Annotated in this window: 9 protein-coding genes; 8 read left to right on the top strand and 1 reads right to left on the bottom strand. The window is 50.5% G+C overall.

The genetic code is table 11. The features are described 5' to 3' along the window. The first annotated feature begins 208 nt into the window (after nt 1–208). From BN3279_RS11560 to BN3279_RS11590, 7 genes are all read left to right on the top strand, one after another. Nucleotides 209–1576: a family 8 glycosyl hydrolase gene (locus BN3279_RS11560; protein ID WP_232436830.1), complete on the top strand. Its 1368-nt coding sequence runs from the start codon at nt 209–211 to the stop codon at nt 1574–1576. Between the two features lie 225 nt (nt 1577–1801). Beyond that, nucleotides 1802–6682 carry a S8 family serine peptidase gene (locus BN3279_RS11565; protein ID WP_059050988.1) on the top strand — a complete coding sequence of 1627 codons (4881 nt, stop codon included), beginning with the start codon at nt 1802–1804 and terminating at the stop codon, nt 6680–6682. Between the two features lie 87 nt (nt 6683–6769). Next, a complete protein-coding gene (locus BN3279_RS11570; protein WP_059050990.1) occupies nt 6770–7117 on the top strand; it encodes a hypothetical protein in 348 nt (115 codons plus the stop codon). 164 nt (nt 7118–7281) lie between these two features. Beyond that, nucleotides 7282–8574, top strand: coding sequence for a sensor histidine kinase (locus BN3279_RS11575; RefSeq protein WP_059050992.1), 1293 nt, complete (start codon nt 7282–7284; stop codon nt 8572–8574). Further along, nucleotides 8571–9749, top strand: a complete 1179-nt coding sequence (locus BN3279_RS11580) for a substrate-binding domain-containing protein (RefSeq protein ID WP_059050994.1) — start codon at nt 8571–8573, stop codon at nt 9747–9749. The genes BN3279_RS11575 and BN3279_RS11580 overlap by 4 nt, the downstream gene beginning before the upstream one ends. A gap of 119 nt (nt 9750–9868) precedes the next feature. After that, nucleotides 9869–11749 (top strand): molecular chaperone HtpG, encoded by a 1881-nt coding sequence (htpG, locus tag BN3279_RS11585; RefSeq protein ID WP_059050996.1) that lies wholly within the window; start codon nt 9869–9871, stop codon nt 11747–11749. A 116-nt stretch (nt 11750–11865) separates the two neighbouring features. After that, the gene (locus BN3279_RS11590; RefSeq protein ID WP_059050998.1) at nt 11866–13383 is read left to right on the top strand and encodes an aminotransferase-like domain-containing protein; all 1518 of its coding nucleotides are present in this window, start codon (nt 11866–11868) and stop codon (nt 13381–13383) included. A gap of 2 nt (nt 13384–13385) precedes the next feature. Here BN3279_RS11590 and ald read toward each other — a convergent pair whose 3' ends face one another. Continuing rightward, a complete protein-coding gene (gene ald / locus BN3279_RS11595; protein ID WP_059051000.1) occupies nt 13386–14501 on the bottom strand; it encodes an alanine dehydrogenase in 1116 nt (371 codons plus the stop codon). Between the two features lie 223 nt (nt 14502–14724). Between ald and alr the strand changes: the two genes are divergently transcribed. Continuing rightward, on the top strand, nt 14725–15891 hold the full coding sequence (alr, locus tag BN3279_RS11600) for an alanine racemase (protein ID WP_059051001.1): 1167 nt from the start codon (nt 14725–14727) through the stop codon (nt 15889–15891). Nucleotides 15892–15923: the final 32 nt, after the last annotated feature.

The raw sequence follows: 15923 nt of genomic DNA on the forward strand, positions 1-15923 counted from the left end.
AAAGCGCTTTAGTTTTCGTTGACAGAACCTTTGGTGAGCTACTACAATTATAGTGATTATAGGAAATTATTGGTTACTTACAACTAGATTTACTTCATAGAGCAAATGGTAGTTTTACGCAGGAAGGAGGGAAGTATTTTTTTGGTTTTAAAGTTAAAGCGCTTAAACATTTGAAGATAGGCTTTATAATCTAATAAGAGAGGCAGTGATGATCATTATGGGATTCCGTCAAGGGAAGAGACGTCATATTGGTGTAACGGTGGTCGTGCTAGCGACGTTGTTGGTCGGCTTGTTTCCCGGATCTATCGGCATCGGTTCAGCGGATTCGATTACGAGCACCGAGTTACGCCCCTTTCCGCAGCACGTGACGTATACGGCTGGTGCGATTAAGCCCAATCATGTTACGCAGGCGCAAATGGACGCTGAGGTCAGGCTACTCTATAACGAATATAAGTTGAAATATATCAAACAAAATCCGTATAACAGCAACCAATATTATGTATGGTACAACGATGGGGGCTGGAACGGAGATGCAATTACCGTATCCGAAGCCCACGGCTACGGGATGATGATTACGGCTCTCATGGCAGGGCATGACTCACAAGCCAAGACGTTGTTTGACGGGATGTATCATTATTTTCGGGCTCATCCGAGCTCACAGGACCCTAATCTGATGGCTTGGCAGCAGGCCAACCGCAATGGCAGTATTATAGATATTAATGGATCGAATTCCGCTATTGACGGCGATATGGATATTGCCTACTCGCTTCTGTTAGCCGACAAGCAATGGGGAAGCAGCGGAACGATTAACTACCGTGCGGAAGCCATTAAAGTGATCAACGCCATTATGAATAAAGAGGTTCACCCGGTGTATTATCATTTACAGCTTGGCGACTGGGTGCAAATCTCGGGAACGAATCCGGATTACCGCAACGCGACACGACCTTCGGACTTCATGCTCCAGCATATGAAGGAATTCTATCAGGCTACAGGTGATGCACGTTGGTTGCAGGTCATCAACACGACCTACGATATTATTGAGGACGTATATACAAGCTACAGTCCATCGACCGGACTACTGCCGGATTTCGTATATCGAGACTCAAATGGGGAATATAAGCCAGTCTCCGAGTTTACCTGGAACACCCCTGACGGATATTTTCTGGAGTCCGAATTTGACGGAGATTATAATTACAATTCCTGCCGTACGCCTTGGCGGATTGGGACCGACTATTTGGTAACCGGCAACAATAGCGCGAAGCAGCAGTTAACTGTATTGAATCAATTTATTACCGCCAAGCATAACGAGCCTTGGGAGATTTGGTCAGGATATTCGCTGGATGGACAGACCAAGCTGAGTCCCTGGGATGGAGGAATGGACTTTACTGCCCCATTGATGGTGAGTGCGATGATTTCCAGCAACAATCAGCAATGGCTGAACGACCTGTGGGATTATCATACGAATGCTTCCAACCCAACGGCCTTGGAGTGGAATTATTATTACGGCAATTCTATTCGTCTGCTTAGCATGATTGTGGCATCGGGCAACTGGTGGACGCCGACTGGAGCTAACTAGAAGTCAACGCTCAAGTTAAGTCCACTAACGTTGCGGCATCATAGGGAACGCATGAAATAGTGCGTTCTCTTTTTTGTGCGCCCGGGATAGACCGGCTACTGAGCTAATCATTACTTGCTGCTAAATTCGGAAATTGAGAATATATTGCAACCCTCGTCAATAGGTATAAAGTTATCAGCTTGTATATACCTCTAGGAAACTATGTAAAGCGAGGGAGATGAGAATTTGAGTAGGAGAGTTGTAGCTAGTATTCTTAGCTTCCTGCTGACATTTACTCTGCTGCTGCCTATGGCGGGCGCAGAGGGGAATGGCTTGACGGAAGCAAGCGGGGGCAAGCAGGCCAAGTTTGGGCTCGACCCGCATGCAGTGACGCAAGAGGCATTGAAGAGCAACCTGGGTACACCGTTGCAGTCTAAACAACAGCAAGGTGCCTCGAAGAGAGGTTCGTTCTCGCCAGCTTCTGCAAGTGGGCTAGTGCTTGAGCGGCAGGATGAAGGCACGGAAGCTGTAGGGCCACAAAGTTTTGTGCCTTTCTCTGACGGAGACGAGCAGACGACGGTAATTGTCGAGTTGCGTGAAGCGCCGGTGAAGGTATTTGAGGCGACGCGCAGCCACATGCGCGCAAGCAAGTCGGTGACAACACATAAGCAGGCGGTAGACCTGCAGCAGCAGACCTTTAAGACGCAGGCCGCTGGCAAGCTGCAAGCCAGAATCAAACGGGAATACTCCAACGTATTCAACGGCTTCTCGTTGACGCTTCCCGCTAATCAGGTGGAGGCGCTGCTTCAGCTTCCGGGAGTGAAGGCGGTATATCCCAACCTGACGGTGAATGCCACTGAAGAGGAAGCGACTACAGCGAATCCTCTGGATAGCGTGTCCTTCATCGGCAGCGGAGAATTCTGGGACGAGGGTGTGAAGGGCCAAGGAATCAAGGTGGGTGTAATTGACACCGGGATAGCCAAGGATCATCCTGACCTGGCTGATGCTATTCCTGATGGCTATTGGGGGTATGACTTTGTTAATGACGATGAATCCCCCTATGAAACAACCCTCCAGGATTATTTGGATGCCAAGGAACTAAATCCAAGTCTGCCCGAGTTCAATGAGAACGGCAGACCTTATTATACCTCACATGGCAGCCACGTATCGGGGATAGTGGCGGGACGTGATGTTGGTGTCTCCGAATCTGCAGGCGTGAAGGGGGTAGCGCCGGAGGCAGACGTGTACGCCTACAAGGTGCTGGGTCCTTACGGCAGTGGCACTACGGAAAATGTAATCGCAGGGATTGAGCAGGCCGTGGTGGATGGCATGGACGTTATCAACCTCTCACTGGGATCGTCCAGTAATAATCAGCAATCCGCGGACTCTATCGCGTTGAACAATGCGATGAAGGCAGGAGTTATTGCCGTTGTATCTGCGGGCAATTCAGGCCCTGGCGACGCCACGGTAACTGATCCGGGCAGCTCGGAGTTGGCCATCACGGTGGGGGCATCCAAGCCGCCGTTAACGACGCCGATCATGCAGGTTTCTGGTATTGTGGGTCAGGATTTCTTCCTGGATAACTTCGATAGATCGGCTGGCATTGAAGATTTAGCAGACTCCTATGTCTTGGTGGACGTAGGCCTAGGTAAACCGGAGAATTATGATGGCAAGAATCTGGCCGGGAAAATTGCCTTTATTAAGCGTGGGGAGATTTCCTTTGCGGACAAGGCGCTCAATGCCCAAGCTTCTGGAGCTGTGGCTGCCATCATCTTTAATAATGCACCAGAGGCTTTGGAGAGCGGTACGCTGGGGGACATCGATATTTCCATTCCGGTGTATGCTCTGTCCGGAGCCTACGGCGAGCAGATTTTGACAGCATTGCAACAGCAAGAACAGGCGGCTCAATTCACAACGACGCTGGAAGCGGATATCTTGGCCGGGTTCAGCTCAAGAGGCCCTGCCAAGCCGGCGTATGATATCAAGCCAGACATTTCGGCCCCGGGAATTGGCATTCGTTCCAGTGTTCCGGAATATGAGGACTGGTATGCGGCTCAGAATGGTACCAGCATGGCTGCACCGCACATTGCGGGTGCTGCCGCTCTACTGGCTCAGCAATTCCCTGCGCTTACGACCTATGAGATCAAAGCGCTGCTTATGAATAACGCAGTCAAGCTGACGGATCGTAATGGCAATCGTTATACACATATGGATCAGGGAGCCGGGCGCGTTGCCCTGGATCAGGTGCTTGAGGCCAAGGCCATTGCCTTGGTAGAGGATACAACTCCATTTGTGGGTGGAAATGAGCCGGAAACGTTCTACAACGGCAGCTTATCATTTGGTTACGTAGGTTATGGACAGACGGCATCACAGCCGGTCATTGTGAAGGATATCGCGGGAGGTGCCTCGCAATATTCGGTAGCTTCTCAGTGGTATGGTCAGTCACCCCTTGAACTGACATTGTCCGCGAATCTGGTTCAGGTTCCGGCTGGTGGTGAGAGCTCCTTAAGTATTACGGTGAGTGTACCGGCAGATGTGGTTAGCCAGCGGTACGAAGGCGAAGTGACTCTGACGGAAGCATCTACAGGTCATACCATCAATCTGCCGCTATCGGTGTACGTAGGCGAAGCGCCTCAGGTTGATATCGTCACGAACGTAGCTTTGTCTAATAATCCGTTCTCACCTAACGGAGACGGGGTTCTTGATACGGCAGATATTACGTTCACGATTCAGGAATATACTGATTATTTCTCACTCGATGTACATGGTCTTGATGGAGAATGGTTGGGAACTGTACTGGAGACCGACGAGGGCATTGAGCCGGGGAACTATATTATCCGGGGATGGGATGGCTCGGCTTTTGATGGCTTAAGTGAAGCTGTCTTGTCTGATGATGCTTATCTGCTGGTTCCTTACGTCGGCCCCTCTTTCTTTGATTCCTTGCCTATAGAGGATCAGGCGTATGTATTCTTCCTGGATACAGAGGCTCCGCAGGCACATCTGAACGATCCAGCCTTTATCTTGAATGAGTCTGGTCTGACGGGCACGATATCCGGAGAGGTGACGCAGGATCTGTTGATCGACTATCTCGTCACCCTCGCAGGCCTGTCGATTGGCGATGTCATTGGAGTAGCTGCCCTGTATTCTGACGGAAATGGGGAATTACAGCAAAGTGATGGCGTAATCGATAATAGCGGACAATTCCAGATTGAGGTTCCAGTGGCGCCAGGCCGCAATGTATACGAGGTATATGTCTATGACCTTGCTGGCAACGGATTACTTGTCCCGCTGGATATCGTAGAACATGTCTTGAACGGAGTTGTATCTCCAGTGCTTCAGGCTTCGGAAATTGAGGCGAATACACCGTTCTCGCTGGATGTGCGCTTCTCGGTCACCGAGGCTGTATATGCTGCTGAGCTAAATCTGCTCTACAGCAGCGAGCTTGGCGAAGCTAATCTATTGCCTGGCACGGAACTGGTTGAACACCAGGAATATCATAATCCTGGGGTCCCGCTTACCGTGACGGAGGGTGTATATGAGTATGATGCTTCGGTAACGCGACATGAGCTGGCAGTAAGCCTGAACGGCGTAGAAGGTTATTTGGGAACGGGCACCTTGGCAAGCTTCCAATTTGCCGGAGCGCCTGTGGGGCAATATGATTTTACCTTGACTGATGTGAAGCTCTATAATCAGGACGGTCAAGAGGTGCAAGTTACACTGAACCGTGGGGCCTCCCTAACCGTAACTGAGGGGCCTGCCCAGCCGAATGATGAGCTGCTCATATCTCCATCCTCGTTATCCTTGAAGAAGGGGGAGAGTGGTTCGTTAAGTGTCACTTATAAGTCAAGTGGCTCCGATGAGACGGGCGTGGATGTAACAGCAGAGGCGGAGTATACCGTACAGAATCCACAGATTGTTACTGTATCCGAAGGCCGTGTGACGGCGCTGAAGGCAGGAACTACAGTAATTGATGTGACTTACAGAGAATTAAGTGAGCAAGTGAATGTTACGGTAACTAATGTCACGACACCGCCCGGCAATGGTGGTGGCTCTAGCGGTGGGGGATCAAAGAGCAGCGGCGGTAGCAGCACCACACCCCCTCCCAAGACAGACAGCAATACGGTTAAGTCTCCTATTTTAGCAGGAGAAGCAACGACGTTGAAGCTTCCCGGCGGCTTTACGCTGACAATTCCGGCCGATGCAGTGGATGTGCCTGGAGCGGCATTCGCCTCCGCGAAGGCAGCCACTGATACAGAAACGAAGGAATTACTGAGCGAGTTGGGACTTGATGGCGATAAAATAACACCCTATGGTGTTTATTATGATTTCGCCATTCTCGATAAAAATGAGAAGCCGTTGTTGAGTGTTACCTTCCGCGAACCAGCGGAGACGGTTATTCCCCTCTCTGCCTTGAAGGCAAGCGAGCTTGAAGGGGAGAAGATCGGGCTGTTCAAGCTTGGTGAGGAAGGCAAGCTGACTCCGCATACGGGGCGGATTAAAGACGGCAACGTTGTGGCTAAGCTTCAAGGATTCAGCCAGTATATCTACCTTGCCAAGCAGGTTTCGTTCGCCGATGTGACAGCGGCAAGCTATCCTTGGGCGGTCAATGAAATCGAAATTCTGGCGTCCAAAGACATCGTTACTGGTACAGCAGCGGGTCTGTACAATCCATCCGGTCAGGTTACGCGCGCCGAATTTGTTGCTTTGCTTGTGCGGGCGCTGGAACTGAAGGAAGATGAGAAGTCAGCAGTTGGTGGACAGTTCAGTGATGTCGGGCATGGTATCTGGTATGAGGAAGCAGTAAATATAGCCGTTGCCAAGGGAATCATCAGCGGCTATGATGGGGGAATATTTGCCCCGGATCGCTCGATAACTCGGGCTGAAATTGCCGTTATTCTGTCCAAGGCGTTAGCTGCGTTGGGACAGAGCTCAGCAATTACGCCGATATCACTTGAATTTGCAGACCGGGAGCAGATCCCGGCCTGGGCTACAGAAGCCATATCGGAGGTCACGCAGGCTGGTCTGATGAAGGGCAAAACCGGTCAACGCTTTGAGGCAGGGTTGCCTACGACTCGCGCTGAGGCAGCAGTAGTCATTTATCGTTTGTTCAAAGGGTTCACGCATTAATAATTGTTACTAAACATTCAAGCAGCCGCCGAGCGCATCATCCCGGCGGCTGCTTCATATATATCGTCTAGAAGGAGGGCGATATACATGGAGCAGAAAGTGCAAAGGTACCATGAACTGAAGCAGTTGATGAAGGACATGGAGCTGGTGTTGTCCGAATTGCGCGGTGACATCCTGAACTATTGTCAGGAAGAGGGCGTTACCGAACTGGATGTGGGTAAATACAAAATCAAGGCCATTCAGCAGCAGAGAAAGGAATACGATGATCGCAAGCTGTATGAGGTGCTTCCCGATCCAGAGGTTTGGCGGCTCATCTCCAAGGTGGATGCACAGAAGGTAGCAGGACTGGTTAAATTGAACGTAATTCCTGAAGCGAAGCTGGAGGACACCTATTCCGTCAAACACATTACTCTGCTACAGGTGGATAAGAAATAAAGCAAAGGCTGAAGACTATGGCGGTTCCGAGAAGGTTCCGATAGGCTTCAGCTTTTTTCAAGTTTTTGTAACGACAGGAAGAAGGGTTTAGGGGAGGAAATATGGAATAAACAGGATATACATAAACGGGCGAGAACTTTTTCTGCCCCTGAAGGGTGACTGGCATGTTTTATCTGAAGGAATTAATCTTGCAACTGTTCTTTGCCCATATGCCGTTTGTGATGTTTCATGTGTTTTATCGTGATCAACCACGGAATTACACACCCAAATTCATTACAGTCACGAGTATGGTTTGTCTGTTCCTGTCCATGACGTTTGGCACGAGTGTGGTGGATGGTTATTTCTACGATACTCGTTATATTATTATGTTCTTTGGCCTGATCTTTGGCGGGCTGCAAACCGGGCTTGTGCTGCTCGCGGAATTTATACTATATCGGTTGTATCTTGGGGGCTCAGGGGCCTTGTTGGCTTTGCTTACGATGTTGATTACTTTCCCCGTCTCCTATCTTCTGTCCCGATGGTATGTGCGTGTGGAGCGCAGGCGGGTGATTACCTCCAGTGCGGGCTTGTTTTTTGCGGTCGTTCCCATCGTTCTGTTATATTTGGAGAATCCGTCCCTAGTTCACCAGCATCTGCTCTTTCATCTGGTGGCGGTTCCTTTGCAAAATGTGCTGGGCTGTTGCCTGCTGATCAGCTTGTTCCGCAAAGCTGTAGCAGACAAGGAACTATTTATTAATTACGCGCAAAATGAGCGAGTTCGAGCAGTAAGCCATATGGCAGCTTCATTGGTGCATGAGGTGCGCAATCCACTTACCGCCGTCAAAGGCTTCCTGACCTTGATTCGAGAGGGGGCCACCGACCGGGGAAGAACGGAACGGTATATTGAAATATGCATGAGTGAGATCGCGCGGACGGAGTACATTTTATCCGAATATCTGGCGATTTCCAAACCGATAGGGGACAAGCTGCTTCCCACGGATTTGGGGGATTTGCTTAGCATTACGAAGGACGTGATGAGTCCCTATGCCAACATGCATAATGTATTGCTGGAGATTGAGCATCCGCAGGAACAGGTCTGGATATTGGCTAACCCCGACAAGATGAAGCAGGTGCTCGTCAATTTTATCAAGAATGCTGTGGAGGCCTGTGCCGAGGTGCCGCAAGGTCAAGGCAAGGTGTCTCTCGACCTGCAAATGGCGGCTCGCAAGGTGACGTTGACCATTAGGGATAACGGGGTCGGCATGTCGGAGGAACAGGCAAAGCGGCTGGGTTCCATCTATTTCTCTACCAAAGCAAGCGGTACCGGGCTTGGAATGACCTTCTCCTACCAGCTTATATTGTCGCTTGGAGGCAGTGTATCGGTGAAGAGTGCGCCCGGAGCTGGTACGGAGTTTAAAATCAGCTTGCCGATTTATGCCCGCAAAGATGAGAACATCAAGGAGGAATTGGAAGCATGAATAAATCTTACGGAGCGCTGGTTGTCAAAATAATCATAGCAATTCTCCTTGGCATGACAATTCTGGCCTTTGGTCTGGTGGGGGCCATCTTTGTTTCTTTATATGGAGGGGCGTTGTTCTATGCGCCACTGATGTTTGTCGTGACCGGAGTCGCTTTGGTGTTCACCTGGTTATATTTGTTTGTTCCCTCTCGTCATTATCGGAAATTGCATATATCGTTAATTGCTGTGGTGGTGCTGATGGGACTGACGTCGGCAGGCTATGAAATTCGTCTGGCCTATCATAACAGTATCCCTGTCATAAGCGACCAGGAGGTGGATATGGAGCAGTACCGTCCATTCATGGATCATGGCAATCTTGCGGAGTTATCGGAACCGGCCACCTTGAAAATAACCTCTGACTTGCCGCGGATGGATGGGGCGACTGCCTTGTATCCGCTCTATGCTGCCATTGCCCAAGAGGTATATCCTAACCGGGATTATCCTCTGTATGATAGCGAGGTGTCGCTTACTCAAACTCAGGAAGCCTACAAGCGTCTGATTAATGGTGAAGTGGATATTATTTTTGCAGCTCCACCATCCGAGGGGCAGAAGTCGGTGGCTCGCAGGAATGGCCGAGAGCTCCAGTTAACGCCAATCGGCCGTGAAGCGTTCGTGTTCTTCGTCAACGGAGAGAATCCGGTAGAGGCCCTCACGACGGAGCAGATACGGGACATATACTCCGGAGAGATTACCCGGTGGAACCAGGTGGGCGGAGAGAGCAAGTCCATCCGTGCCTTCCAGCGTCCAGAGGACAGTGGTAGTCAGACCATGCTTGAGCAGGTCATGGACGGTCGGCAATTGGCTGATCCACCCCGTGAGAACAGAGTATCCGGCATGGGTGGAATCATCAAGCGAACGGCGGATTATCGCAATTACAAAAATGCCCTGGGCTTTTCATTTCTGTTCTACGCCACAGAGATGGTGCGGGACGGAGACATCCGGCTCTTGGCCATCGATGGAGTGGTGCCTGAACGGACTACTATAGCTAATGGAGAGTATCCGCTGGCGACCGAGTTTTATGCGGTGACGGCGGGAAGCGACAATCCCAATATTGATCCGTTAATTGAATGGATTTTGTCGCCCCAAGGGCAGAAGCTGGTAGAGTTAACCGGTTATACACCGTTAAATCCATAGCGTAAGTATTGACACGTTGAGAGCGTATCGATAAACTTGAAATTGGGAATTAGCACTCTTGTTAATAGAGTGCTAACATAGGGATTATAGATTATGATCTGTGGAAGGAGATTAGCTTAATGGCCAAGAAGCAATTTAAAGCCGAATCCAAGAGATTACTGGAAATGATGATTAACTCTATTTATACCCAGCGTGAGATTTTCCTGCGGGAGCTGGTGTCTAATGCCAGTGACGCCATTGACAAGATCTATTATCGGGCGCTGACTGACGACAACCTGGTATTTAATAAGGACGACTATTTCATTAAAATTGCGGTGGACAAGGCAGCGCGTACACTGACGATTTCCGATACGGGTATCGGTATGACCAAGGATGATTTGGAGAACAACTTGGGGATTATTGCGAACAGCGGCTCCTTCGCCTTCAAGAATGAAACGGAGTTGAAGGACGGCCACAATATCATTGGCCAATTCGGCGTAGGTTTCTATTCGGCTTTTATGGTAGCTGATGTCGTTACCGTTATCAGCCGCGCGCTGGGTAGCGAGGAAGCGTATAAGTGGCAGTCGAAGGGTGCGGACGGTTACACCATTGAAGCGTGTGACAAGGACAGCGTAGGCACGGACATTATTTTGCAGATCAAAGACAATACCGAAGATGATCAGTATGATGAATACCTGGAAGAGTACCGGTTAAAATCGATTATCAAGAAATATTCAGACTTTATTCGCTATCCAATCAAGATGGATGTGACCAGCAGCCGTGCCAAGGAAGATGCTGAAGGCGAATATGAGGAGTATACGGAAGAACAAACGGTCAACAGCATGGTGCCGATCTGGCGCAAGAACAAATCCGAGCTGACGGACGAGGATTATGAGAACTTTTACATGGAGAAGCGTTACGGATTTGATAAGCCGGTATCCCACATCCATATCAAGGCTGACGGTGCGGTGGTCTATAATGCCATTCTGTACATTCCGGAGAATACGCCTTTCGACTACTATACCAAGGAGTATGAAAAGGGGCTGGAGCTGTACTCCAATGGCGTGCTGATTATGGATAAATGCGCTGACCTGCTGCCAGACTATTTCAGCTTCGTTAAAGGGATGGTAGATTCAGAGGATTTGTCGCTGAACATCTCACGCGAATTGCTCCAGCACGACCGCCAGCTTAAAGCGATTGCGAAGAACATCCAAAGTAAAATCAAAAGCCAATTGCAAAGCCTGCTGAAGGATGACCGGGAGAAATATGAGAAGTTCTATGCTTCGTTTGGCCGTCAACTGAAGTTCGGCGTCTACAATGACTACGGCATGAACAAGGAAGTGCTGCAAGATCTGCTTCTGTTCACCTCCTCCAAGGAGAAGAAGCTGGTATCGCTGGACGAATACGTATCTCATATGCCAGAAGATCAGAAATATATTTATTATGCAGCGGGTGAGTCGGTAGAGCGTCTCGAGAAGTTGCCGCAAACCGAACTGGTGGCGGATAAAGGCTATGAAATTTTGTACCTGACTGATGATATCGACGAATTTGCTATCAAGGTGATTCTGAACTATAAGGACAAGGAATTCAAGTCCGTATCCAGTGGGGATTTGGGTATCGAGGCCGATTCGGCTGAAGAGAAGGCAGATACGGAGGAAAATCAGGAATTGTTCACCGCTATGAAGGATTTGCTGGGCGATAAGGTGAAGGAAGTCAAAGCTTCCAAACGCCTGAAATCACATCCGGTGTGCCTGTCTACGGAAGGTGAACTGACCATTGAGATGGAGAAAGTGCTGAATGCCATGCCAAGTGCAGGCGGACAAGCGGTGAAGGCGGACAAAGTGTTGGAGATCAACGTCAACCATGACGTATTCCAGTCCCTCAAGAACGCTCATGAGACCGATAAGGAGAAGTTGAGCCTCTATACCAGCTTGTTATACAATCAGGCTTTGCTGATTGAGGGCTTGCCGGTGGGCGATCCGGTCGAATTTACGAATGACATTTGCAAAGTGATGGTATAATCTTTAATAGTGTTCCGCAAACGATGCGAACCACTCTCTGCTCGAAAAAGCAGCAGGGTGGTTCTTTTATTTATAGCTGCGGGTATGTCATCATGAGGGTGGGGGCGATTTCATTTATGTTTAACGAATTCAAGCTTGCGGCCGGGACGCCGGTGTACCTGCAGGTGAAAAATTATATCCTGTGGCTCATCACCAAAGGGGCTTTGCAAGAAGGAGAGCGATTGCCCTCCACCCGAGAGCTGGCTGGTCTGCTGGGCGTGAGCCGCGGTAGTGTAATTACGGCCTATGAGTCGTTGCAGGACGAAGGGTTTGTTCATGCCGTCACCGGTAGAGGTAACTTTGTCGCCGGTATTTCGGGAACTGGAGGAGCCGCCCTGGAGCCTTGGCACATGGATTGGTCCGAACGGATGAACCATCAAGCCCGTATTGCGGTGGAATTGGATCATATGAAGCGGAAGCAGCCGGTTCTTAGTGCTGAACGGGAGATCATTTCCTTTACGAGTATTGCCCCCGATGAACAGTTGTTTGATCTCGATAATGTCAAGCGTGCCTTCCTGGACCGTATGGCGGTGGAAGGCCGCGTATTGCTTAACTATGGCTACGCCAGAGGTTATAAACCGCTAATCAATTATTTGATGAAATATATGGAGCGCAAGGGCGTAAATTTGGCAGGGAAAGAAATGCTGATTACCAGCGGATTTACGGAAGGCCTGGATATCTTGCTGTCGTCCTTACGTGGGGTGGAGGGGGCGGAGAGTGTCGCCGGTTCAATTAGGGTACTGTGCGAGAATCCAACACATCACACCGCCATCAAGAACCTGCGCAGGCATGGATTTGCCATCACCGGTATACCTATGCAGGCCGATGGGCTTGACCTGGAGGCTCTGGAGCAGGCCTTACAGGAGCAAACGTATGATTGCGCCTATCTGGTTCCTTCTTATCATAATCCCACGGGTATTGTGACTTCTGCCGAGAAGAGGCTGGCTCTGTTGCAATTGCTCGGGCGCTACCATGTACCTGTAATCGAAGATGGATTTAATGAAGAATTGCGCTATTCCGGCGCTCATGTGGCTCCGCTGATAGCGATGGCCGGGCATGGGAATGGCGTGGTGTACCTGGGGAGCTTCTCCAAGGTCCTGTTCCCGGGTATTCGCATCGGCTGGGTGCTGGCAGACCGGGAATTAATTGATGTGCTTGAGAGCGTCAAGCGGGCCCGTAGCATCCACACTTCAACACTGGATCAATCGCTGTTATATCAATATTTACACAATGGTCATCTGGAGAAGTATGTGAAGAAAGCACGGACCGAATATAAGCGGAAATACGAGCTGGCCCGGGCATGCTGTGAGGAATTTGTTCCTGATGCCCGCCTGGCAGGCAACGGCGGTTTACATCTGTTCCTGGAGTTCAGGGACGACTTCGATACATGGGAGCTATTGGAGGCATGTGCTGCGCAGGGAGTTATTTTTACACCGGGGGATATGTTCTTCATTGATGGGGGCGGGCGCCATACGTTGCGCCTTGGAATATCCCGGGTCAAGGATGAAGACATTACCAAGGGTATCCGCCTGATCGGTAAAACGGCGGCCAAGTTGCTGGCCAATAAGCCGTCAGGCGGAACGCCCATGTATTAATCTTACAGCTTCAAGGCCTGTTCTACGGGGGTGTATTCTAGATGAAGGTCCTGGGCAACGGAGGCGTAGGTAATGGAGCCAGCGGCTACATTAACGCCTTTTCTCAGCGCATCGGACTCGCTTAACGCCAGGTGGACGCCTTTGGAGGCAATATCAAGTGCGTAGGGCATGGTGGCATTAACGAGAGCCAGCGTGGAGGTGCGGGGAACAGCACCAGGCATGTTGGCTACGGCATAATGAATGACACCATGCTTCAGATAGGTAGGCTCGGAATGAGTCGTGATGTGGTCTACTGTCTCAAATATGCCGCCCTGATCAATCGCTACGTCAACAATGACGGACCCGGCAGACATAGACCGGACCATGTCCTCGGTCACAAGCTTGGGCGCCTTGGCTCCGGTAATCAGCACCGCGCCGATCACAAGATCAGATTCCTTCACTGCCTCGGCAATATGCTGGGGACTGGACATTAAGGTTTGCACGCCTTTGTCAAAGGTATCCTCCAACTCGCGCAAGCGCTCGGCGCTCAAATCGATAATGGTTACATCCGCGCCCAGACCCATGGCCATTCGTGCGGCATTCGTCCCCACCACGCCGCCGCCGATGATCGTGACCTTGCCCCGCTTTACGCCGGGAACACCACCGAGGAGGATCCCCTTGCCACCATGAGGCTTCTCCAGAAATTGGGCACCGATCTGTACAGACATTCGCCCCGCGACCTCGCTCATGGGTGTAAGCAGCGGCAGGGTCTTGTTCACCTCGACCGTCTCATAAGCGATGGCGGTCACGCCGCTATCCTTCAAGGCAAGGGTCAATTCCAGTTCAGAGGCCAGGTGAAGATAAGTAAACAAGATAAGCCCCTGGCGAAAATAACGGTATTCCTCCGGTTGTGGCTCCTTGACCTTCATGACCATGTCTGTGGACCAGGCCTCGGCGGCTGTAGCGACCAATTTGGCCCCTGCCGCTGCATATTCAGCGTCCGAGAAGCCACTTCCTGCTCCAGCATCCCTCTCCATCCACACTTCATGACCTGTGCTGACGAGCAGGTGGGCGGTTGCGGGGGTCATTGCCACCCGGTTCTCATTGTTTTTAATTTCCCGGGGTACGCCTACGATCATATTACTTCCTCCTGTCATGTTATATAACATATAAATCTGGATTCGTTTCTATTTTATCCTCTCATCGGCAGAGTTTGTCAATTAATCTAACGTAAAATGGGCGGGGAATTAAAGGTTTTTCAGAAAAAATCACGAAAACTTCTAAAAATGCACAAGAATACTGACATAATTTAAATTTAACATTTCTACTGATGTGAGTTCAAAAAGTCGAGGAGGCCATGTTATGAACGCTATAGCAGCTCAGTTCACTTCCCCCACGGGAAGCCGGGATACGTGGGCGGAAGTTATGCTTCCGGCAATTGCTCACAACATGAGGCTGTTCAGCAGGCAAAAGGCGAAAGCTTGCCGCCTGATGGCGGTTGTTAAAGCTAATGCCTACGGTCATGGGGCTGTTGAGGTGGCTCGTACGGCTTTAAGCGCAGGCGCGGAGTATCTGGGCGTAGCGCTTGTCGATGAAGGATTGCAGCTTAGAGAATCCGGTATAACACAACCTATTCTTGTGCTTGGTTACACGCCACCCCATGCGGTGGAAGCGGCTCTGGTACAGAACATTACCCTGACGGTGTTCACCGAAGAGGTGCTGGAGGAGATCATCGTCTGTGCACGGCGGCATAAGATCAAGGCACGAATTCATTTAAAATACGATACGGGTATGAGTCGCATTGGCCTTGCTTCCATTCCTGCTGTCACCCGGTTGATGGAGCAAGCTTCAGCGGCGGCTTCCGATGTAATAGTGGAGGGAATGTTCACCCATTTTGCTGATGCCGATGGTGCTGATCCGGGTTTTGCTCAAGAACAGTTTGCCCGGTTTACCGCATGTATTAAGGCTTTGGAGAGCAAGGGCTTCCATATTCCTATCAAGCATTGCTGTAACAGTGCGGCAGCGATGCGGTTCCCGGAAATGCATCTGGATATGATTAGGGTTGGCATTGCTCTGTACGGATTATACCCCTCAGAACAATTGCGCTTGCCTGAATATCCGCTCCAGCAGGCCATGTCACTGAAGACCAGGATTGCAGCGCTGCATCCTGCCCTGCCTGGCCAAACCGTGGGCTACGGACGCACTTATCGTGCTGCGGATGACACTCTCATCGCCACCATACCTATCGGCTATGCCGATGGTTTATCTAGGAGCTTATCGAACTGCGGCTACGCTCTGGTGCGAGGACAGCGGGTTCCCGTCATCGGCCGAATCTGTATGGACCAGGCGATGCTGGACGTCAGCGGCGTTCAGGGAATATCTACGGGTGACGAGGTGGTCATGTTTGGCAGCACAGGGCGTCCAGGTGAGGAGATTGCCCTTGGTGAGATGGCAGCCTGGATGAACACCATTCATTACGAAGTCATTTGTGCGATCAGCCAAAGAGTTCCACGCCTCTACAGGCAGTGAAGGAATAAAAAATGGACAGTGTGCGGCTTGGT

The sequence above is a fragment of the Paenibacillus senegalimassiliensis genome (genome assembly GCF_001486585.1).
In the GTDB taxonomy this organism is placed as follows: domain Bacteria; phylum Bacillota; class Bacilli; order Paenibacillales; family Paenibacillaceae; genus Fontibacillus; species Fontibacillus senegalimassiliensis.